Source organism: Serratia sp. 2C06 (assembly GCF_050037615.1).
In the GTDB taxonomy this organism is placed as follows: Bacteria; Pseudomonadota; Gammaproteobacteria; order Enterobacterales; family Enterobacteriaceae; genus Serratia; species Serratia ureilytica.
In genome coordinates this window covers 295,420-317,229 of sequence record NZ_CP188299.1, presented here as the reverse complement: position 1 = coordinate 317,229, position 21,810 = coordinate 295,420, and the positions used below count along the sequence as shown (strand labels likewise).

The 21,810-nt window shown below is 59.9% G+C and carries 16 protein-coding genes; 9 read left to right on the top strand and 7 right to left on the bottom strand.

Annotation, left to right across the window (positions count from 1 at the left end; all coding sequences use genetic code 11):
* Positions 1 to 78: 78 nt before the first annotated feature.
* The 4 genes from gshB to ACP3TA_RS01890 form a co-directional block, all read right to left on the bottom strand.
* Positions 79 to 1,029 carry a glutathione synthase gene (gshB, locus tag ACP3TA_RS01905; RefSeq protein ID WP_033644677.1) on the bottom strand — a complete coding sequence of 317 codons (951 nt, stop codon included), beginning with the start codon at positions 1,027 to 1,029 and terminating at the stop codon, positions 79 to 81.
* A 10-nt stretch (positions 1,030 to 1,039) separates the two neighbouring features.
* Positions 1,040 to 1,771 (bottom strand): 16S rRNA (uracil(1498)-N(3))-methyltransferase, encoded by a 732-nt coding sequence (rsmE, locus tag ACP3TA_RS01900; protein WP_033644679.1) that lies wholly within the window; start codon positions 1,769 to 1,771, stop codon positions 1,040 to 1,042.
* Positions 1,772 to 1,840: 69 nt separating this feature from the next.
* On the bottom strand, positions 1,841 to 2,536 hold the full coding sequence (gene endA, locus ACP3TA_RS01895) for a deoxyribonuclease I (protein WP_033644681.1): 696 nt from the start codon (positions 2,534 to 2,536) through the stop codon (positions 1,841 to 1,843).
* A gap of 101 nt (positions 2,537 to 2,637) precedes the next feature.
* Complete coding sequence (locus ACP3TA_RS01890) at positions 2,638 to 3,150, bottom strand: SprT family zinc-dependent metalloprotease (protein WP_033644682.1); 513 nt, start codon at positions 3,148 to 3,150, stop codon at positions 2,638 to 2,640.
* Positions 3,151 to 3,499: 349 nt separating this feature from the next.
* Here ACP3TA_RS01890 and fumA point away from each other — a divergent pair, with 349 nt between their 5' ends.
* Complete coding sequence (gene fumA, locus ACP3TA_RS01885) at positions 3,500 to 5,146, top strand: class I fumarate hydratase FumA (protein WP_033644683.1); 1,647 nt, start codon at positions 3,500 to 3,502, stop codon at positions 5,144 to 5,146.
* Between the two features lie 151 nt (positions 5,147 to 5,297).
* Positions 5,298 to 6,164: a helix-turn-helix domain-containing protein gene (locus ACP3TA_RS01880; protein WP_060660249.1), complete on the top strand. Its 867-nt coding sequence runs from the start codon at positions 5,298 to 5,300 to the stop codon at positions 6,162 to 6,164.
* Here the strand turns inward: ACP3TA_RS01880 and ACP3TA_RS01875 are convergent.
* Together ACP3TA_RS01875 and ACP3TA_RS01870 are read right to left on the bottom strand one after the other, a co-directional pair.
* Positions 6,088 to 7,140: an XdhC family protein gene (locus tag ACP3TA_RS01875; protein WP_047573689.1), complete on the bottom strand. Its 1,053-nt coding sequence runs from the start codon at positions 7,138 to 7,140 to the stop codon at positions 6,088 to 6,090. The two genes, ACP3TA_RS01880 and ACP3TA_RS01875, sit on opposite strands and share 77 nt — an antisense overlap.
* An 8-nt stretch (positions 7,141 to 7,148) precedes the next feature.
* Positions 7,149 to 7,733, bottom strand: a complete 585-nt coding sequence (locus ACP3TA_RS01870) for a nucleotidyltransferase family protein (RefSeq protein WP_047573692.1) — start codon at positions 7,731 to 7,733, stop codon at positions 7,149 to 7,151.
* 208 nt (positions 7,734 to 7,941) lie between these two features.
* Here ACP3TA_RS01870 and ACP3TA_RS01865 point away from each other — a divergent pair, with 208 nt between their 5' ends.
* From ACP3TA_RS01865 to ACP3TA_RS01855, 3 genes are read left to right on the top strand one after another with little or no spacing between them, the layout of a single operon-like run.
* Entirely contained in the window at positions 7,942 to 10,731 is a 2,790-nt protein-coding gene (locus ACP3TA_RS01865; protein ID WP_047573695.1) for a xanthine dehydrogenase family protein molybdopterin-binding subunit, read from the top strand.
* Entirely contained in the window at positions 10,728 to 11,282 is a 555-nt protein-coding gene (locus ACP3TA_RS01860) for a (2Fe-2S)-binding protein (protein WP_015379038.1), read from the top strand. Before ACP3TA_RS01865 ends, ACP3TA_RS01860 begins: the two co-directional genes overlap by 4 nt.
* Complete coding sequence (locus tag ACP3TA_RS01855) at positions 11,279 to 12,514, top strand: cytochrome c (RefSeq protein WP_122016813.1); 1,236 nt, start codon at positions 11,279 to 11,281, stop codon at positions 12,512 to 12,514. The genes ACP3TA_RS01860 and ACP3TA_RS01855 overlap by 4 nt, the downstream gene beginning before the upstream one ends.
* Before the next feature lie 63 nt (positions 12,515 to 12,577).
* Here ACP3TA_RS01855 and ACP3TA_RS01850 read toward each other — a convergent pair whose 3' ends face one another.
* Complete coding sequence (locus ACP3TA_RS01850) at positions 12,578 to 13,954, bottom strand: amino acid permease (protein WP_004937488.1); 1,377 nt, start codon at positions 13,952 to 13,954, stop codon at positions 12,578 to 12,580.
* Positions 13,955 to 14,585: 631 nt separating this feature from the next.
* On the opposite strand from ACP3TA_RS01850, the gene pdhR reads away from it, so the two are divergent.
* The 4 genes from pdhR (at position 14,586) to lpdA (ending at position 21,731) form a co-directional block, all read left to right on the top strand.
* Positions 14,586 to 15,350, top strand: coding sequence for a pyruvate dehydrogenase complex transcriptional repressor PdhR (gene pdhR, locus ACP3TA_RS01845; RefSeq protein WP_004937490.1), 765 nt, complete (start codon positions 14,586 to 14,588; stop codon positions 15,348 to 15,350).
* A 165-nt stretch (positions 15,351 to 15,515) separates the two neighbouring features.
* Positions 15,516 to 18,179: a pyruvate dehydrogenase (acetyl-transferring), homodimeric type gene (gene aceE / locus ACP3TA_RS01840; protein ID WP_089197421.1), complete on the top strand. Its 2,664-nt coding sequence runs from the start codon at positions 15,516 to 15,518 to the stop codon at positions 18,177 to 18,179.
* 13 nt (positions 18,180 to 18,192) lie between these two features.
* Positions 18,193 to 20,073, top strand: a complete 1,881-nt coding sequence (aceF, locus tag ACP3TA_RS01835; RefSeq protein ID WP_033644691.1) for a pyruvate dehydrogenase complex dihydrolipoyllysine-residue acetyltransferase — start codon at positions 18,193 to 18,195, stop codon at positions 20,071 to 20,073.
* Between the two features lie 233 nt (positions 20,074 to 20,306).
* Positions 20,307 to 21,731 (top strand): dihydrolipoyl dehydrogenase, encoded by a 1,425-nt coding sequence (gene lpdA, locus ACP3TA_RS01830; RefSeq protein WP_033644926.1) that lies wholly within the window; start codon positions 20,307 to 20,309, stop codon positions 21,729 to 21,731.
* The last annotated feature ends 79 nt before the right edge of the window (positions 21,732 to 21,810 follow it).

Sequence of the window (21,810 nt, the reverse complement as noted above, 5' to 3'; positions counted from 1 at the left end):
CCTTTCAAGCCGCGTTCAAAGGCGTGCTTTGGCGGGCGCGATGCAGGATAGCGGGCGGCAGGCCGCCCGCATGACGCATTACTTCGCCGCCAGGCGCTTTTCAATCGCGTCCATCAGCATGCCGGTAATCGAGATCGGGAATGCCGCCTCAATTTCGCGCGCGCAGGTTGGGCTGGTCACGTTGATTTCGGTCAGGCGATCGCCGATCACGTCCAGGCCGACGAAGATCAGCCCTTTCTCTTTCAGCGTCGGCGCGACAGCGCGGGCGATTTTCCAGTCGCTCTCGCTCAGCGGACGCGCTTCGCCGCGGCCGCCGGCCGCCAGGTTGCCACGGGTCTCGCCCTGCGCCGGAATGCGCGCCAGGCAGTAAGGCACCGGCTCGCCGTCGACGACCAGAATGCGTTTGTCGCCGTCCTTGATCGCCGGCAGGAAGTTCTGCGCCATGCAGAAACGGCTGCCGTGTTCGGTCAGGGTTTCGATGATCACCGACAGGTTAGGATCGTCCTGCTTCACGCGGAAGATAGACGCGCCGCCCATGCCATCCAGCGGCTTCAGGATGACGTCGCCGTGCTGCTGGTGGAATTTGCGGATGTGCGCGGCGCTGCGGCTGACCAGCGTATCCGGCGTCAGTTCCGAGAACCAGGCGGTGAACAGCTTCTCGTTGCAGTCACGCAGGCTTTGCGGCTTGTTGACCACCAGCGTGCCTTTGACTTCGGCGCGTTCCAGAATGTAGGTCGCGTAGATGTATTCGGTATCGAACGGCGGATCCTTGCGCATCAGGATCACGTCCAGATCGTGCAGCGCCAGATCCTGCTCGGCGCCGAAGCTGAACCAGCTCTCCTTGTCTTCCTTCACGCTCAGCAGGCGGGTGCGGGCGCGCCCGTCACCGGCGTGCAGATAGAGATCGTTCATCTCCATGTAGTGCAATTCGTAACCGCGGCGCTGCGCTTCGAGCAGCATGGCGAAGCTGGTGTCTTTCTTGATGTTGATGGAATCGATAGGATCCATCACGATGCCGAGCTTAATCATCTTTTCTCCTTTAACCCAGGTCGCCGAAGCGGACCTGCAGAGCGGTAATGGCGGTGAGCGCTGTGGTTTCGGTACGCAGAACGCGTGGTCCCAGCAGAATATCAGTAAATCCGTGGTCGGTGGTCATGGCGATTTCGTCGGCGGACAAACCGCCTTCCGGGCCGATCAGCAGGCGAACGCGGTCTACCGGCTGCGGCAGCGTGTTGATGCTGTGGCTGGCGCGCGGGTGCAGGTTGAGTTTCAGGCTGCCGTCCTGCTCGGCGCACCAGGCCTCCAGCGACATCGCCTCGCGGATTTCGGGAATGCGGTTGCGTCCGCACTGTTCGCAGGCGGCGATGGCGATCTTCTGCCATTGTTGGATTTTCTTCGCCAGACGCTCGCCGTCCAACTTGACGCCGCAGCGCTCGGAAAACAGCGGGGTGATGACGTTGACGCCCAGCTCGATGGATTTCTGGATGGTGAACTCCATCTTCTCGCCGCGCGAGATCACCTGGCCCAGATGCAGGTTGAGCGGCGATTCGATGTCCTCCACGCGGGCGTCGCCAAGGCGCACCAGCACGCTCTTTTTGTCCACCCGGACTATCTCGGCGTCGAACACCTGGTTGCTGCCGTCGAACAGCTGCAGCGCCTGGCCGGCGCTCATGCGCAGCACGCGCCCGACGTGGTTGGCGGCGTCCTCGCTGAGGGCGATCTCCGCCCGGTCGGTCAACGGCTGCGGATGGTAAATGCGGGGTATGCGCATGGGTAGTCTGATCCTGACGAAACGGCGCCGCGGGTTGGCGGCGCCATGAAAGATAAAGGCTATAGTAGGTTAGCTTTTCCGCTGCTGACAAGCCTGTTGAATATAGGGGTTGTGGTTGCCCTGCACCTTGGCGATACGTGCTTCACGCTGACATTCCCATTGGCTCACCGGATATTGCCGGTTCCACACCTCGAACAGTTGGGTTTGCTGGCGTGACAGCCGCAGCTGGTAGCGATCGCGCATGTAGAAGTAGGTGCGGGCAATGGCGCCGCGGGCGCGGGCGGGCGGCTCCGCCTGTTTATTCTTGAAGTCCACCTTCATTGGGCACTGCCCGTATTGGCCTGCGCCGCCGTTCCATTGGCTGTACATGAAGTTGTTGCGGTCGCCGTTCACTTCGCCGATCGCCGGCTGCAGGTTGTGCAGATCGGTTTCTATCTGGCGATAGGTGGCGTCCTTATTGCAGTTTTTGCGTCCGCCGTCTTGCCAGCACTGCAGTTGGTGGCCGAACTGCCAGGCCGGCACCACGTGTTCCCACTCGATGCGCTGCGCGCGCTGGGCGTTTTTACGCACCTGATAGCCGCAGCCGGCGAGATCCGGGATGCCCTTCTTGCCTTGCCAGTCGATGCGGCAGCCGCAGTAAAAGCTGCCCGGCGCATCCCGGTTAATCTTGGCCGCCGCCGCTTTGGCCTGAGAGAAGTTATTGATGCCGTGCGCCTGTACGGCGCCTGCGGCGAAAACCGCCATAAACAAAATTCTGCGAAGCATATTCCAAAACAGCTCAAAATTGGAAAAGCAGGCAGGGTAACGGAACTTGCCGGTAGTGGCAAATGGCGATATTTGCTTGTTTTAACGTATAAATCGTTTAACTAAAGGTTCTCGCTAGCAAGAAATTTCAGTTTTTCGCCGCACCGGCGGCAGCGGTATTCGCTTTCGCCGCGCAGCACGCGGTTATGGCGGCGAATGGTGAGCTGGTGCTGCCCACAGGCGCAGCGGTAGGGGAAGGTCTTGCTTTGCACCGAGGCGGTTTCGAAACGGTGAGTGCGGCTGGCGGGCGTCAGCAGCACGCTTTCCATCATCCAGCGCCATTCGCGGCCGTGCGGCGCCACCCGGCCGAATTGGCGAAACACCAGCAGGTGCGCCAGTTCGTGCGGCACCACTTCATCGATAAACGGCTGTTGGTTTTCCAGCAGCAGCACCGGGTTCAGGCGGATTTCCCAGCTTTGCAGCCAGGCGGTGCCCGCGCTGGTGCCGCGTTGCTGATAGACGATGCTGGGTTCGGGGAACTCGACGGCAAAATGCCGGCGGGCCAACTGCAGCTTTTCTCGCAGGCAGCGCATCACCGCTTGTTGCAGCGCGATGGGGATTCTCGGTTTGTTCATTGCGGCTAGCTTAAGCAATGGCGCGGCGGCTGACAATACGCACCGGCGCAAATCGCATCCGGCGCTTTTTCGCCACATTGATAAAGCGATCGCCACCGATGGATTGTAATCAATGTGTTAACTGCGGGATAATAAAGCGTGCATGATGAGCCTGTACCCGCAGTTCTCACCGAGCAAGGTTGAAACGCCGCCTGTGGCAATCCCTTACGCAAAGAGCGGTTATTTTGCGATTTGGCGCAATAACTGACTGATTAAAAATACGTAAGGTGAAGGCAGTTTTTTGACAAGGCGCCGCCTCGCGCGCCGCAAGTGTGAATTTAACGCAGCTGATGTTGCAAGTGAGAGATCAATGTCGAATAAACCGTTCCACTATCAAGATCCGTTCCCGCTGAAGAAAGACGATACCGAATATTACCTGCTGAGCCGCGACCACGTTTCCGTGAGCGAGTTTGAAGGCCAGGAAATACTGAAAGTTGCCCCTGAAGCGTTAACCCTGCTTGCCCAGCATGCGTTCCACGACGCGTCGTTCATGCTGCGCCCGGCGCACCAACAGCAGGTGGCCGATATCCTCAAAGATCCGGACGCCAGCGAAAACGACAAGTACGTTGCGCTGCAATTTCTGCGTAACTCAGAAATCGCCGCCAAGGGTATTTTACCGACCTGCCAGGACACCGGCACGGCGATCATCGTCGGCAAAAAGGGCCAGCGCGTCTGGACCGGCGGCGGCGATGAAGAAGCGTTGTCGCGTGGGGTGTACAACACCTACATCGAAGAGAACCTGCGCTATTCGCAGAACGCCGCGCTGGATATGTACAAAGAGGTCAATACCGGCAGCAACCTGCCGGCGCAGATCGATCTCTACAGCGTGGACGGCGAAGAGTACAAGTTCCTGTGCATCGCCAAGGGCGGCGGTTCAGCCAACAAAACCTATCTGTATCAGGAAACCAAGGCGCTGCTGTCGCCGGGCAAGCTGAAAAACTACCTGGTCGACAAGATGCGCACGCTGGGCACTGCGGCCTGCCCGCCGTACCACGTGGCGTTCGTCATCGGCGGCACCTCGGCGGAAGCGACGCTGAAAACCGTCAAACTGGCCTCGACCAAGTATTACGATGGCCTGCCGACCGAAGGCAACGAGCATGGTCAGGCGTTCCGCGATCTGGAACTCGAAGCTGAACTGCTGCAAGAAGCGCAGAACCTGGGGCTGGGCGCGCAGTTCGGCGGCAAATACTTCGCGCATGATATCCGCGTGGTGCGTCTGCCGCGCCACGGCGCCTCCTGCCCGGTCGGCATGGGCGTTTCCTGTTCGGCGGACCGCAACATCAAAGGCAAGATTAACCGCGACGGCATCTGGCTGGAAAAACTGGAGCACAATCCGGGTAAATTCATTCCTCAGGAGCTGCGCCAGGCCGGGGAAGGCGAGGCGATCAAGGTCGATCTCAACCGTCCGATGGCCGAGATCCTCAAACAGCTGTCGCAGTACCCGGTTTCCACCCGCCTGTCGCTGAGCGGCACCATCATCGTTGGCCGCGATATCGCGCACGCCAAGCTGAAAGAGCGCCTGGATCGCGGTGAGGGCCTGCCGCAGTACGTCAAGGATCACCCGATCTACTACGCCGGCCCGGCTAAAACGCCGGAAGGCTATGCGTCCGGTTCCTTGGGGCCGACCACCGCCGGGCGTATGGATTCCTACGTCGATCTGCTGCAATCTCACGGCGGCAGCATGATCATGCTGGCGAAAGGCAACCGCAGCCAGCAGGTGACGGATGCCTGCCACAAGCACGGCGGCTTCTACCTCGGCAGCATCGGCGGCCCGGCGGCGGTGCTGGCGCAGCAGAGCATCAAGAGCCTGGAGTGCGTGGAGTACCCTGAATTGGGCATGGAAGCGATCTGGAAAATCGAAGTGGAAGATTTCCCGGCGTTTATCCTGGTGGATGACAAAGGCAATGACTTCTTCCAGAAGATCCAGGCTGGCCAATGCGCCAGCTGCCTGAAATAAGCGTTGCCCCCTTCGCCGCTCGCGGGCGGTGAAGGGGGACTGTGTAAAGTCCTGTAGCTTGCTGGACGGCGAGTTTTAACCTGTATACCCTACGCGGATAGCACTAAAATTCGACTAATGGAATATCGGTAACATAAGGTTCGGCAAGCACATGGGAACGCAGGAAAGTCACATCAGGGAATTGCTGGTCTGGATTGAAGACAACCTGACCAATCCGCTGTCGTTGGATATCGTTTCCGCCAAGTCAGGCTATACGAAATGGTACCTGCAGCGCATGTTCAAGAAGCAGACCGGATTGTCGTTAGCCTCCTACATCCGCGCTCGTCGCCTCTACCTCGCCGCCTTCGCCTTGCGCTTCACGCAGAAGAGCATTCTGGACATTTCGGTTGAATATCAATTCGATAATCAGCAGACGTTCTCGCGCTGTTTCAAGAAACACTTCGCCGAGTCGCCCAGCGTTTATCGTCATGCCCGCAAACAGGACTTCAGCAATCTGGTGCGTTCACTCGCGGCCAGCCAGCCCGGCGATATTGAGGTTGAACGCGTCAGCATCGCCAGAGGGCAATACGCTTTTCACGGCAAGCAGTACGCTTACCACCTGGACATAGAGAGGTTGGATAAGTCGCATCTGCCGCAGCGCAGCGCGCTGCGGGCGCAGTTTTACACCTTGTTGGGCGAGCGCCCGACGCAAACCTATTCGTTTACCCAACTGGTGCCGGACGGCGAGCGGGTCAGGGTCGACTATACCCTGGGCGTGACGACGGACTATCCGCTGCGTGAAGGCGTGACGCTGGAGCCGCTGCCGGAGATCCACGGCGAGTTTTGCCGTTTTCGCTATTCCGGCAAGCCGGTGGCGCTCAATGATCACATCATTAAAATTTACACGCAGGTGCTGCCCGAAATGGGGCTGGCCCGCGGTGACGGGCCGGACATGACGGTGTTCAGCTATTCGCTGAGCGGGAAAGAGGAGCTGCATCTGGAGCTGCAGCATCTGGTGCCGGTGGTGCCGCTGCACTGATCCCGTCGGCGGCCGGCCGCCGGTTTTTCTGCTGCACGATCGCCGCCATCACCGCCAGGGCGATCTCCGCCGGCGTTTTGCTGCCCAGCGGCAGGCCGATCGGCGCATGGATGCGTTCCAACTCCTGCGGCGTGAATTCGGCAATCTGCTGCAACCGCTGGCGCCGCCGCGCGCTGTTTCTCAGCGATCCCATGGCGCCGATGTAAAACGCCGGAGTGTGGATCGCTTCCATCAACGTCAGATCGTCCATACGCGGATCGTGGGTCAGCGCCACGACGGCGGTATTGGCGTGGCAACCGCCGTCCTCAATGAACTTGGCCGGAAACTGGCGCAGCAGCGTCACGCCCGGTTTTAACTCGGCGGCGAAGTTATCCAGCGCCTCCGGGCGATTCTCGCACACCAGCACCTCAAACCCCAGCGCCACGGCGAAATCGGCGCAGTACAGCGCCACGCTGGACAGCCCGGCGATCAGCAGGCGCGGCGCGGCCGCGATATGCAGGGTAATCTGTTCGAGCCGGCGTTCCACCTGGGTGGCGCTGGTGAAATGACTCTGCTCGAGGCTGTGGCAGGCGTGGGGCAGCGTCAGGCGTTTGATCAGCGCGTGATGCCCTTCCAGCGCGCCGGCGATGCGTCGCAGGTAAGCGACGCTGGCTTCTCCCGCCGGCAGATACTCGATCAGCACGTCCAGCACGCCGCCGCACGGCAGCGCCACGTTGGGCGTCATACCGCCTTCGCCGTAACGGATCACCTGGCTGGCCGCCTGATACTCCCCGGCGGCCACGCGGCGCAGAAAGTCCTCCTCCACGCACCCGCCCGACAACGAACCGCTGTAGCGGCCGTCGCGGGTAGCCGCCATCAGCGCGCCCGGCGAGCGCGGCGAAGAACCATAGGTGCTGAGGACGGTGCATAACCAGACCGGCTGGTGTTGCAGCCAGCTTATCGCCTGGCTGACCACGGTGACATCAAGATGTTGCATAGGTGAATTTACTCGCTGGCCGGAAGTTGCGATGGAAGATCAATATCCTGCACGACGCCGGGGTGTTCAAGTGGCAACAGGTGCACCGCTGCGCCTTGCAACAGCCCACGGGCGCCATTATCGCCGCGCAGTTGGCAAAGTTGTTTGCGCAATAGGGCGGAAAAGCCGACCGGGTGACCGGGCTGTTGCGCATAGCTGGGGCGTACGATCGCGTGTTGCCGTAAGGCGCTCGCCACCTGCCGGAAAACGTCGGCGCCGACGAACGGCATATCGGCCAGATGGATCAGCCAGCCTTGCCAGTGTGGCGTGGCCGCAACGCCTGCGGCGATCGAGTCGCCGAGGCCCGCGCTGGCGAGCAGGGTAACCGGCACCTGATTGGCGGCGCAGGCTGCCAGCACCGGCAGATTATCCGGACGGGTCACCACCTGCACCGGCAGCTCGGAAGCCAGCGCCTGGCGCAGGGTGTGTTCGAACAGCGAACGCCGCTCGCCCGCCGCATCGGCAAACCCGGCGTTCAGTTTGTTGCCCTGGCCGCCGGCCCGAATAAAGCGCTCCCCGCGTCCGGCGGCGGTAATAATGATGCCCGTGATCATGGTTCAAGCCCGCGTTTGCGCAAATTATTTATTAGCGTACAAACCTTATGTGTTTTGCAAATGTTTTTTTGTTGAAAACAGCCTGTTAATCATCACATAATTTTAGTTATAAGCATATGCTTATGACGTCTACGGCAAGGTCGTCAGCGTTTGCGCAACAACACCGCGAACAAAAACCAATTACAAGAAAGACGTGAAGGACTTATTTATGAGCAATTTCAACCCGTCGCGGCGTCGCTTTATCAAAAGCGCCGTGATTGCGGGGGTATCCGTGTACCTCGCGCCCCTGTACAGCCGCGCCTACGCCGCGCTGTTCGAGCAAAAAATCCTCCAGTCGCCCAATTGGGATCCGCAGGCCAAGCGCGTGCGTTTCCGTATCGACGGCCGCGCCAAGGTCATGGGGCAGAAGGTGTTCGCGCGCGATATCCGCGCGGTGGACATGCCGCACTGGCCGCAGAAACAGGCGCACGCCTTCATTCTGCGCGTGACCAAGGCCGACCGGTTGTTCGAAGGGGTCGATCTGTCGCTGTTGGGGGACGATCTGCAGCCGGATCGCCTGGTGACGGCGGAAGATCTGGCGCGCGACGGCCTGGCCTTTCCGGCGTTCTACGGTGACGACATGCTGCTGCCGAGCGGCAAAACTCCGGCCTACCTCGGCCAGGCGGTGGCGATCCTGATCTATCACGACTTCGCCCGTTTCCGCTTCGCCAAGGACAAGCTGAAATTCCGCGAAGAAACCATCAAATACGGCGCGGTGACCGGCCCGCTCGAGCGCGATCCCTGGGGCAGCTTCCGCTATGTGCGGGTGGGGGGAGAACAACCGTTCGACGACGATCGCTTCTCCAGCCTGAAGGACACGCCGATCTTCCCGGTGTCGATGAAAAAACACCTGCCGGTGTGGCCGGAAGGGCGCGAGGGCGGCAAGCTGGATCAGGAGGGCATGCGCTATGCAGGGATGATCGCCGACGAGTTGGCGAATCCGCCGGCCGACTGGCTGGTAATGTCGCGCCGCTACACCACGCAGTCGATCGACACCTCGGCGCTGGAGCCGGACAACGCCAACGGCTGGTTCGACGCGCAGACGCAAACCCTGCATCTGGTGGTGCCGACGCAGTCGCCGCAGGAAGTGGCCGACGAGATGCCGCGCATGCTGGCCAAGCGCAATCCGCCGGTGAAACAGCTGATCCTGCACCCGTGCTACACCGTGGGCTACGGCTCGAAAGACCACTACAACTTCCCGTATTACGGCGCGGTGGCGGCGATGTACGGCGACGGTCACCCGGTGCGCCTGGCCAACGATCGCTTCGAACAGTTCCAGACGGCGTTGAAGCGCCACGCGTTCGACATGAACTACCGCATCGCGGTGAATAAGCAGACCGGCGTCATGCAGTCGTTCCTCGGTGACATGACCGCGGACGGTGGCGGCCGCAGCAACTTTACCCCTTCAGTGGTGATGGTCGGCGCAACCGCCGCCCAGTCGATTTACTACTTCCCGAAAAGCGATCTGTCGTCGGTCGGGCTGGCTTCACGCGCCATCGACGCCGGTTCGGCGCGCGGTTACGGCACGCTGCAGAGCATGGCCGCCACCGAGATGATGGTGGATGAGTTGGCCGCCGAGCTGAAGATTGACCCGATCGAGTTCCGCCTGCGCAACGTGCTGAAATCCGGCATGAAAAACACCCAGGGGGCGATCCCGGCCGGTGCGATCCGCGCCGATGAAGTACTGGAAAAGGCGGCGAAGCATGAGATATGGCTTAAGCGCGCCGAACGCAAGGCCGAGTTTGAGAGCCGCCATCCCGGCAAGCGCTATGGCGTCGGCTTCGGCTGCGTGCAGAAAGACTTCGGCACCGGGGCGGAAACCTCGTTCGCCCGGGTGGAGCTGAGCGAAGACGGCCGCATCACCCTGCATCACAGCGGCGCGGAGATGGGCACCGGCATGTCGACCTCGCAGTCGGTATTGTGCGCGCAGTGGCTGGGCAAACCGGCCGACGAAGCGCACTTCTCGGTCACCGACTGGTCGGTATTGCCGATGGTCACCAGCGGCGATCCTTACCTGATGTCGCAGGAAGAGCAGGATAAGCTGCAAACCAACCCCAACTGGACGCCGAGCTACTGTTCGCCGTCGAGCGCCAGCAACTCGGCCTATTACTTCTCGCACAGCACCCGCGAAGCGGCGCGCCTGATCTTCGATCACGGCCTGTGGCCGGCGGCGATGGCGCTGTGGCAGGCCGGTATCGGCGGCGGCCAGGCAGCGCCGCTGGTGGTGCGGCGCGAAGATGCGCGTTGGGTCGAAGGCGGCCTGACGGCGGCGGGCATGTCGGTGCTGAGCCTCGAGCTGCTGGCCAAGACGGCTTATCAGATGGGCGGCGTCACCGGCGCGGCGGTGCATGTGTTCAACCGCTGGCAGTGGGCGGAGGCCGATTTTACGTTGAACGGCAAAAGCGAACGCCTGCCGGTCGACGGCATGGCGCTGCGCAACGCCGGCGGCGAATTCAAACCGCTGGCGCGCGGGCAGGTCTATTATCCGCCGACCCAGCGCAACAATGCGGCGGTGACCTACTACAGCGCCGTCGGCACGCTGGCGGAAGTGGCGGTGGATATCGCCACTGGCCAGGTGGAGTTGCTGAATCACCACTCGATCATGGAGTGTGGCAACCTGATCGTGCCGGAACTGGTTTCCGGCCAACTGCAGGGCGGGCTGGCGATGGGCATCGGCCATGCGCTGCACGAATATTTACCGCTGTACGAAGACGGCCCGGGCAACGGCACCTGGAACTTCAACCGTTACCACCTGCCGCGCGCCAGCGACGTGGCGGTATGGAAACAGAGCGGCGACATCCTGCCGGCGCTGTCGGAAACCGATCCGCCGAAAGGCATGGCGGAAGTGGTGATGATCCCGATCGTGGCCGCGCTGGTCAACGCCATTGCCGACGCCACCGGCCACCGTTTCCGTGATTTGCCCGTTCGTGCAGAAAATATTCGTGAGGTATTACAATGAGCATTAAAACCCAGCCGATTTCCCTGACCATCAACGAGAAACAGTATGGCCCGATCGAGGTGCCGGAAGGCTTGATGATGATCGATTTCCTGCACGAGTATCTCGATTTGACCGGTTCGCGCCTCGGCTGCGGGCAGGGCATTTGCCACGCCTGCGTGGCTATTGTCGATCACCCGAGCGGCACCAGCGAAGAGGTGCGCACCTGCATCACCGGCGCGCATTTCTTCAACGGCAAGAAAGTGCGCACCGTCGAAGGCCACGCCAGGGTGGACGAACAGGGGGAGGTGGTTGAGCTGTCGCCGATCCAGCAGGCGTTTCTGGAGCACTACAGCTTCCAGTGCGGCTACTGCACGCCGGGCTTCGTCAACGCCGCCACCATCTTCGTGGAAAAGCTCAAGCGTGAACCGATCGCCCGCGATCAGCTGGAGAACGCCATCGAGCAGGCGCTGGACAGCCACATCTGCCGCTGCACCGGCTACGTGCGCTACTACGAAGCGGTGCGCGACGTGGTGCTGAAAACGCCGGGCCTGCTGAAGGAGACGGCGCAATGAAAAAACGTCTCGCAGTGTTGATTGTGCTGGTGGCGATCGTGGTGATTGCGCTGTTGTGGTGGCGGGAAAACCGCCGTTACGACGGCCCGGTGCAGCAGGTGACCGCCAGCGCCGAACAGATCGCGCGCGGCCGCTATCTGGCGCAGGCCGCCGACTGCGCCGCCTGCCATACCGCCAGCGGCGGGGCGCCGTTGGCCGGCGGCTATCCGCTGGACACGCCGTTCGGCACGATTTACGGCAGCAACCTGACGCCGTCGGCCGACCACGGCATCGGGCGCTGGAGCAAGGACGACTTCTTCCTGGCGCTGACGCAGGGCGTGGCGCCGGGCGGGCGGCACCTGTACCCGGCGATGCCTTACACCTCGTACAAGGGCATTTCGCGTCAGGACGCCGATGACATCTACGCTTACCTGATGACGCGCCCGGCGGTGGACGTGGCCATTCCGGCCAACGACATGCCGTTCCCGTTCAACCAGCGCATGGCGCTGATCGGCTGGAATCTGCTGTTCCGCAGCCAGGATCCGCTGCCGGCCAGTTCGCAGGGCAGCTCGCCGCAATGGCAGCGCGGCCGCTATCTGGCCGACGTGCTGGGCCACTGTGGCGAATGCCACACGCCGCGCGGCGCGCTGGGACAGATGGATCTCGGCAAGCCGATGCAGGGCGGCGATCTCGGCCGCTTCATGGCGCCGGACATTACGCCGCACGGCTTGGCGCAGCGCGGCTGGACGCCGCAGGACGTCAGCCGCTTCCTCGGCACTGGCCTCGCGCCGCAGGGTTCGGCCTTCAGTGAGATGCATATGGTGGTGGATCTCAGCACCCGTCATTTGACGCCGGAAGATCATCAGGCGCTGGCGCTGTATCTGATGGGCGAGCAGCCGCCGGCGGCGGTGCCGGTGAAAATGGGCCAGGGCAGCGATGCCGGGCGCATGACCTATCTGGATCAGTGCGCCGGTTGCCATGCGCGCGAAGGTGAGGGCAAACCGCATGTGGCACCGGCGATGCGCGATAACGCCACGCTGCGCCAGGCGGACGGCAAGAACCTGATCGTGTCGGTGCTGGACGGCCTGCCGGCCCAGCAGTTCCCGAACGGTGAAAGCATGCAGAGTATGCCGGGTTTCGGCGAGCGTCTGAGCGATGCTGAAGTGGCGGAACTGGTGAATTACCTGCGGGTGACCTGGGGCGGTTTGCCGGCGGACGTCACCGCCGAGCAGGTGAAAGCGCTGCGCAAGTAAGCGGCGTTCAGACGAAAAAAATGGCCCGCATCTGCGGGCCATTTTATTGCGCGGTCACGGGATTCAACGGCTGGTGACGCCGTCGACACGTTGGCTGCGCTGTTTGATGGCGTAACCGACGGCCAGGATCGCCACCCATACCGGGATCAGCAGCACCGAGATTTGAATGCCCGGCGTCAGGTACATGATCACCAGGATGCCGGCCATGAACAGCAGGCACAGGTAGTTGCTGAACGGGTACCAGAACGCTTTGAACTTCGGCACCACGCCTTCGCGGTTTTTGGCGGCGCGGAATTTCAGGTGCGCCAGGCTGATCATCGCCCAGTTGATCACCAGCGCCGATACCACTAACGCCATCAGCAGTTCGAAGGCGCGGCCCGGGATCAGGTAGTTAATCAGCACGCACAGCGCGGTGGCGAGGGCGGAAATGCCGATGGCTACCACCGGCACGCCGCGGCCGTCGACCTTCAGCAGGCTTTTCGGGCCGTTGCCCTGCTGCGCCAAGCCGTACAGCATGCGGCTGTTGCAGTAGACGCAGCTGTTGTAGACCGACAGCGCGGCGGTGAGCACCACGATGTTCAGCACGGTCGCCACCAGGTTGCTGTTCAGCGCGTGGAAGATCAGCACGAACGGGCTGCCGCCTTCAACCACTTTGCCCCACGGGTACAGCGACAGCAGAATGGCCAGCGAACCGATATAGAAGATCAGGATGCGGTAGATCACCTGATTGGTGGCTTTCGGAATGCTTTTTTGCGGGTTGTCGGCTTCGGCGGCGGTGATGCCGACCAGCTCGAGGCCGCCGAAGGAGAACATGATCACCGCCATCGCCATCACCAGGCCCATGACGCCGTTCGGGAAGAACCCGCCCTGCGCCCACAGGTTGGTGACGGTGGCTTCCGGGCCGCCCATGCCGCTGAACAGCAGGTAGGCGCCGAACACGATCATGCCGATAATCGCCACCACTTTGATGATGGCGAACCAGAACTCCATCTCGCCGTAAACTTTGACGTTGGCCAGGTTGATGGCGTTGATCGCCAGGAAGAATACCGCGGCGGAAACCCAGGTGGGGATCTCCGGCCACCAGTACTGCACGTAGATGCCGACCGCGGTCAGCTCCGCCATCGCCACCAGGACATACAGCACCCAGTAGTTCCAGCCGGAGGCGAAGCCGGCGAAGTTGCCCCAGTATTTGTAGGCGAAGTGGCTGAAGGAGCCGGCGACCGGCTCTTCCACCACCATTTCCCCCAGCTGGCGCATGATCAGAAACGCGATGAAGCCGCCGATGGCGTAGCCGAGGAGCACTGACGGGCCGGCCATTTTTATTGTTTGAGCGATACCGAGAAATAACCCGGTGCCGATTGCGCCACCTAAGGCGATGAGCTGAATATGGCGGTTTTTCAGGCCGCGCTTCAGCTGGTCACCATGCTGTTGACCATCCATCAATCTAACCCTCTGTCGTTGTGAATGCCCACCTGCCTGTAAAGCAGTGGTTACGATGTGTGTTTTGTTTTATTTACGGCGTTATAGCTATTAATTCCACGGCGCCGCTACCGTTTGGCAGAGAATAATGTTATGCGCGTCGGTTTGCACCTGCTTTGTCGTGTGAGTGATTAAGATTGCAGCAGTTTAGGAAACAAAATGCGGGTTGTGTGACGGCAGGGGGGATTCAGTGCATGAAATAAGCAACAAATCACATAATGCGCAAAAATAACGTAGATCTGAACGGTGGGCCGCGTTCAAATAATGAACGAACCGCCGTTGCGCTGTTCGCCAAATAGCCATTCATTAAAGCGTAATAACCATGCAATAAAACTCGGGCAAAAAGTTTGCACTCTGCCTTGCGTAAGGTTTGGTAAAAGTTAAATCCCCAACCCGCCGCGTAAATGGTAATACCATCACGGCGTTACCGGTTTGCAGCGGGGTTTTCAGCGGGGTGTTAAAATGTGCGGGTAACCTGATTTCGATCAAGGCCCGTATGGACAGGAGGTGAATACTTTGTTACTTTACCGTCACGTTTTTGAAATTGGTATTACCAATTGACTCCGCGCCATTCGCAGAGAAGAATTCACTCATGGCCTACAGCAAAATCCGCCAACCCAAGTTGTCAGATGTTATCGAGCAACAGCTCGAATACCTGATCCTCGAGGGGACACTGCGCCCAGGCGAAAAACTGCCTCCGGAGCGCGAGCTGGCGAAACAATTTGATGTCTCCCGTCCTTCTCTGAGAGAGGCCATTCAGCGCCTTGAAGCGAAAGGGCTGCTCCTGCGCCGTCAGGGCGGCGGCACCTTCGTGCAAACTAATCTGTGGCAGAGCTTCAGCGATCCGCTGGCCGAGCTGCTGGCCGACCATCCCGAATCACAGTTCGATCTGCTGGAAACCCGTCACGCGCTGGAAGGCATTGCCGCCTATTACGCGGCGCTGCGCGGCACCGATGAAGATCTGGCGCGCATCCGCGACTGCCACATCGTGATTCAACAGGCTCAAGACAGCGGCGATCTCGACGCCGAAGCCGATGCGGTCATGCAGTATCAAATCGCCGTGACTGAAGCCGCTCACAACGTTGTGTTACTTCACCTGCTACGCTGCATGGGGCCGATGCTGGAACAGAACGTGCGTCAGAACTTTGAATTGCTCTACTCGCGCCGTGAGATGTTGGCAAAAGTGAGCAGCCACCGCGCCGGAATTTTTGAGGCGATTGTGGCACGCGAGCCGGAAAAGGCCCGTGAAGCCTCGCATCGCCACTTGGCGTTTATCGAGGAAATCTTGCTGGATCTCAGCCGGGAGCATACTCGGCGCGAGAGATCGCTGCGGCGTCTCCAGCAACGCAAGGATTAAGAGCTGTCCTCTTCAGGGTACACCAGCCTGCGGGGGTTAAGTTCGAGGTACTTAGTTAAGTACTTAAGCGGCAACTAAACTGATGGGCCTGTCTTCGTGTGTTTTTTCACAGAGCACAGGAAGACAGGCTCCAAACAAACCATTAGACAGATAAGGAATACCACCATGTCAGAACGTTTAAACAATGACGTGGATCCGATCGAAACCCGCGACTGGCTGCAGGCGATCGAATCGGTCATCCGTGAAGAGGGTGTTGAGCGAGCTCAGTTTCTGATTGATCAGGTATTGGGAGAAGCCCGCAAAGGCGGCGTTAACGTTGCGGCCGGTGCTGCAGCGCACAACTACGTCAACACCATCGCGGTAGAAGACGAACCGGCTTACCCAGGCAACCTGGATCTGGAACGCCGCATTCGCTCTGCGATCCGTTGGAACGCGATCATGACCGTTCTGCGCGCATCCAAGAAAGACCTGGAGCTGGGCGGCCACATGGCTTCCTTCCAGTCTTCCGCGACCTTCTATGAAGTCTGCTTTAACCACTTCTTCCGCGCACGCAACGAGAAAGACGGCGGCGACCTGGTCTACTTCCAGGGCCACATCTCTCCGGGCGTTTACGCGCGCGCCTTCCTTGAAGGCCGCCTGACCGAAGAACAGATGAACAACTTCCGTCAGGAAGTGCACGGCAACGGCCTGTCCTCTTACCCGCATCCTAAGTTGATGCCGGAATTCTGGCAGTTCCCGACCGTATCCATGGGCCTGGGCCCAATCAGCGCCATCTATCAGGCGAAGTTCCTGAAATACCTGGAACACCGCGGCCTGAAAGACACCTCTGAGCAGACCGTTTACGCCTTCCTGGGCGACGGCGAGATGGATGAGCCGGAATCCAAAGGCGCCATCACCATCGCCACCCGCGAGAAGCTGGACAACCTGGTGTTCGTCATCAACTGCAACCTGCAGCGCCTGGACGGCCCGGTCACCGGTAACGGCAAGATCATCAACGAACTGGAAGGCATCTTCTCCGGCGCAGGCTGGCAGGTGCTGAAAGTGATCTGGGGCGGCCGTTGGGACGAGCTGCTGCGCAAAGACACCAGCGGTAAACTGGTTCAGCTGATGAACGAGACCCTGGACGGCGACTACCAGACCTTCAAATCCAAAGACGGCGCTTACGTGCGCGAGCACTTCTTCGGCCGTTACCCGGAAACCGCGGCGCTGGTCAAAGACATGACCGACGACGAAATCTGGGCGCTGAACCGTGGTGGTCACGATCCGAAGAAAATCTTCGCTGCACTGAAAAAAGCGCAGGACACCAAAGGCAAACCGACCGTTATCCTGGCTCACACCATCAAAGGTTACGGCATGGGTGAAACCGCGGAAGGTAAAAACATCGCTCACCAGGTGAAAAAAATGAACATGGAAGGGGTTCACCACTTCCGCGATCGTTTCAACGTGCCGGTTGCCGATGCTGACATCGAAAAACTGCCGTACATCACCTTCGAGAAAGATTCCGAAGAGTACAAATACCTGCACGAACGTCGCCAGGCTCTGAAAGGCTATGTGCCTACCCGTCTGCCGGAGTTCACCCAGAAGCTGGAAATGCCAGCGCTGGAAGATTTCAGCTCGCTGCTGGAAGAGCAGAACAAAGAGATCTCCACCACTATCGCTTTCGTGCGTGCCCTGAACGTGATGCTGAAGAACAAGTCGATCAAAGATCGCCTGGTGCCAATCATCGCCGACGAAGCGCGTACCTTCGGTATGGAAGGTCTGTTCCGTCAGATCGGTATCTACAGCCCGAACGGCCAGCAGTACACCCCGCAGGACCGTGAGCAGGTTGCTTACTACAAAGAAGACGAGAAAGGCCAAATCCTGCAGGAAGGCATCAACGAACTGGGCGCAGCCTCTTCCTGGCTGGCCGCAGCGACCTCCTACAGCACCAACGATCTGCCGATGATTCCGTTCTACATCTACTACTCGATGTTCGGTTTCCAACGTATCGGCGACCTGTGCTGGGCAGCGGGCGACCAACAGGCGCGCGGCTTCCTGATCGGTGGGACCTCGGGCCGTACTACCCTGAACGGCGAAGGTCTGCAGCACGAAGATGGCCACAGCCACATCCAGTCTCTGACCATCCCTAACTGCATCTCTTACGATCCGGCTTACGCGTACGAAGTGGCGGTCATCATGCACGATGGTCTGGTGCGCATGTATGGCGACAACCCGGAAAACGTGTACTACTACCTGACCACGCTGAACGAAAACTACCACATGCCTGCGATGCCGCAGGGTGCGGAAGAAGGTATCCGCAAGGGTATCTACAAGCTGGAAACGCTGGAAGGCAGCAAAGGCAAGGTGCAGCTGCTGGGCTCCGGCGCCATCCTGCGCCACGTGCGCGAAGCTGCGCAGATCCTGGCGAAGGACTACGGCGTGGGTTCCGACACCTACAGCGTGACCTCGTTCACCGAACTGGCGCGCGACGGCCAGGATTGCGAGCGTTGGAACATGCTGCACCCAACCGAAGCGCCACGCGTGCCTTACATCGCTCAGGTGATGAACGAAGCGCCGGCGGTAGCCTCTACCGACTACATGAAACTGTTCGCCGAACAGGTTCGTACTTATGTGCCGGCCAGCGATTATCGCGTACTGGGCACCGACGGCTTCGGTCGTTCGGACAGCCGCGAAAACCTGCGTCACCACTTCGAAGTCGATGCGTCCTACGTGGTGGTTGCTGCTCTGGGTGAACTGGCTAAACGCGGTGAGATCGAAGCTTCCGTGGTTGCTGATGCAATCAAGAAATTCGACATCAACCCGGAAAAAGTTAACCCGCGTCTGGCCTAAGAGGTACTGAATAATGTCTATCGAAATCAACGTACCGGACATCGGTGCAGATGAAGTCGAAATCACCGAGATTCTGGTGAAGGTCGGCGATAAAGTTGAAGCGGAACAATCGCTGATCACCGTGGAAGGCGACAAGGCTTCCATGGAAGTGCCCTCCCCGCAGGCGGGCGTGGTGAAAGAGATTAAAGTGGCGGTCGGCGATAAAACCGAAACCGGCAAACTGATCATGATCTTCGAAGCGGCAGGCGCAGCGGAAGCTGCACCGGCGGCGAAAGCGGAAGAAAAACCGGCGGCAGCAGCTGCCCCGGCTGCCGCTGCGGCCAAAGACGTTGCCGTGCCGGATATCGGCGCCGACGAAGTCGAAGTGACCGAGATCCTGGTGAAAGTGGGCGACAAGGTGGAAGCCGAGCAGTCCCTGATCACTGTGGAAGGCGACAAGGCTTCCATGGAAGTCCCTGCGCCGTTCGCGGGCACCGTGAAAGAGATCAAGATCGCGACCGGCGACAAAGTGAAAACCGGTTCCCTGATCATGGTGTTCGAAGTGGCCGGCGCCGCTTCCGCTGCGGCCCCGGCTGCGGCGCAAGCACCGGCTGCCGCCGCAGCGCCTGCGGCCTCTGCGGCTAAAGACGTCGCCGTGCCGGATATCGGCGGTGACGAAGTCGAAGTGACCGAGGTGATGGTCAAGGTGGGCGACAAGGTTGCCGCCGAGCAGTCTCTGATCACCGTGGAAGGCGACAAGGCCTCCATGGAAGTGCCAGCGCCGTTCGCGGGCACCGTGAAAGAGATCAAGATCGCGACCGGCGACAAAGTGAAAACCGGCTCCCTGATCATGGTGTTCGAAGTGGAAGGCGCTGCGCCTGCCGCTGCCGCCGCTCCAGCCGCTAAAGCGGACGCTGCGCCGGCGCCGGCCGCCGCTAAAGCCGCCGCTCCGGCTGCGAAAGCTGAAGACAAAGGCGAGTTCGCCGAGAACGCGGCCTACGTGCACGCGACTCCGGTCATTCGTCGTCTGGCGCGTGAATTCGGCGTTAACCTGGCGAAAGTGAAAGGCACCGGTCGTAAAGGCCGCATCCTGCGCGAAGACGTTCAGGCTTACGTGAAAGACGCGGTGAAACGCGCTGAAGCGGCCCCGGCTGCTGCCGGCGGCGGTCTGCCAGGTATGCTGCCATGGCCGAAAGTGGACTTCAGCAAGTTCGGCGAGATCGAAGAAGTCGAAATGGGCCGCATCCAGAAGATCTCTGGCGCGAACCTGAGCCGCAACTGGGTGATGATCCCGCACGTGACTCACTTCGACAAAACCGACATCACCGATCTGGAAGCGTTCCGCAAGCAGCAGAACGAAGAAGCGGCCAAGCGCAAGCTGGACGTGAAGTTCACGCCTGTCGTGTTCATCATGAAAGCCGTCGCTGCCGCTCTGGAGCAGATGCCGCGCTTCAACAGCTCGCTGTCCGAAGACGGTCAGAAGCTGACGCTGAAGAAATACATCAATATCGGCGTGGCGGTAGATACCCCGAACGGCCTGGTGGTTCCGGTGTTCAAGGACGTGAACAAGAAGAGCATCACCGAGCTGTCTCGCGAGCTGATGACCATCTCCAAGAAAGCGCGCGACGGCAAGCTGACTGCGGGCGAGATGCAGGGCGGCTGCTTCACCATCTCCAGCCTGGGCGGCATCGGGACAACTCACTTCGCGCCGATCGTCAACGCGCCGGAAGTGGCTATCCTGGGCGTCTCCAAGTCTGCGATGGAGCCGGTCTGGAACGGTAAAGAGTTCATGCCGCGCCTGATGATGCCGATGTCGCTGTCCTTCGACCACCGCGTTATCGACGGTGCCGATGGTGCGCGCTTCATCACCATCATCAACAACATGTTGTCCGACATTCGCCGTCTGGTGATGTAATGCAAAAGGGGCGCAGCATGCTGCGCCCCTGACGATTCTGTAGCAGTTTTGTCGGATTTTGCATAACTCGACAAAATTGTTGAGACACGGGTCACTCGAACACGCTTTGCAGATTATTAACAATTCTGTAAACTGCTCGCGGTGTAAGCGTCCCGGTGGATGAAGGGCGTTATGAGATCGATTAGCAATAAAAATGACGTCTGACCCGCCGGACAATCAATTAAGAGGTCATGATGAGTACTGAAATTAAAACTCAGGTCGTGGTACTTGGGGCGGGCCCGGCAGGTTACTCTGCAGCCTTTCGTTGCGCTGACTTAGGTCTTGAAACCGTTCTGGTTGAACGTTATTCCACTCTGGGCGGGGTTTGCCTGAACGTGGGATGTATCCCTTCCAAAGCACTGCTGCACGTTGCCAAAGTGATCGAAGAAGCCAAAGCGCTGGCCGAACACGGCATCGTTTTCGGCGAGCCGAAAACCGACATCGACAAAGTGCGCGTCTGGAAAGAAAAAGTCATCACTCAGCTGACCGGCGGTCTGGCTGGCATGGCGAAAGGCCGTAAAGTGAAAGTGGTCAACGGCCTGGGCAAGTTCACCGGCGCTAACACCCTGGTTGTGGAAGGCGAAAACGGCCCAACCACCATCAACTTCGACAACGCCATCATCGCTGCAGGTTCTCGTCCGATCCAACTGCCATTCATTCCTCATGAAGATCCACGCGTGTGGGATTCTACCGATGCGCTGGCGCTGAAAACCGTCCCAGAGCGTCTGCTGGTTATGGGCGGCGGCATCATCGGCCTGGAAATGGGCACCGTATACCATGCGCTGGGTTCACAGATCGACGTCGTTGAAATGTTCGATCAGGTTATCCCGGCGGCAGATAAAGACGTGGTGAAAGTCTTCACCAAACGTATCAGCAAGCAGTTCAACCTGATGCTGGAAACCAAAGTGACCGCGGTAGAAGCCAAAGAAGACGGCATCTACGTCACGATGGAAGGTAAAAAAGCGCCGGCAGAGCCACAGCGTTACGACGCGGTGCTGGTGGCGATCGGCCGCGTGCCGAACGGCAAACTGCTGGATGCCGGCAAAGCCGGTGTTGAAGTTGACGAGCGTGGCTTCATCAACGTCGACAAACAGCTGCGCACCAACGTGCCGCACATCTTCGCCATCGGCGACATCGTCGGTCAGCCGATGCTGGCGCACAAAGGCGTGCACGAAGGTCACGTCGCCGCAGAAGTTATCGCCGGCATGAAGCACTACTTCGATCCGAAAGTGATCCCATCCATCGCTTACACCGAGCCGGAAGTGGCGTGGGTGGGTCTGACCGAGAAAGAAGCGAAAGAGAAAGGCATCAGCTACGAAACCTCCACCTTCCCGTGGGCGGCTTCCGGCCGTGCGATCGCTTCCGACTGTGCAGACGGCATGACCAAACTGATCTTCGACAAAGAAACTCACCGCATCATCGGTGGCGCGATTGTCGGCACCAACGGCGGCGAGCTGCTGGGTGAAATCGGTCTGGCTATCGAGATGGGCTGCGACGCGGAAGACATCGCGCTGACCATCCACGCTCACCCGACCCTGCACGAATCCGTGGGCCTGGCGGCGGAAATCTACGAAGGCAGCATCACCGACCTGCCTAACCCGAAAGCCAAGAAGAAGTAATTCTGCTGGTTTGACCGGTTAACAAGCGGCTCCTGAGAAGGGGCCGTTTTTTTTTTGCTCAGATGCAGAACGCGGTTTT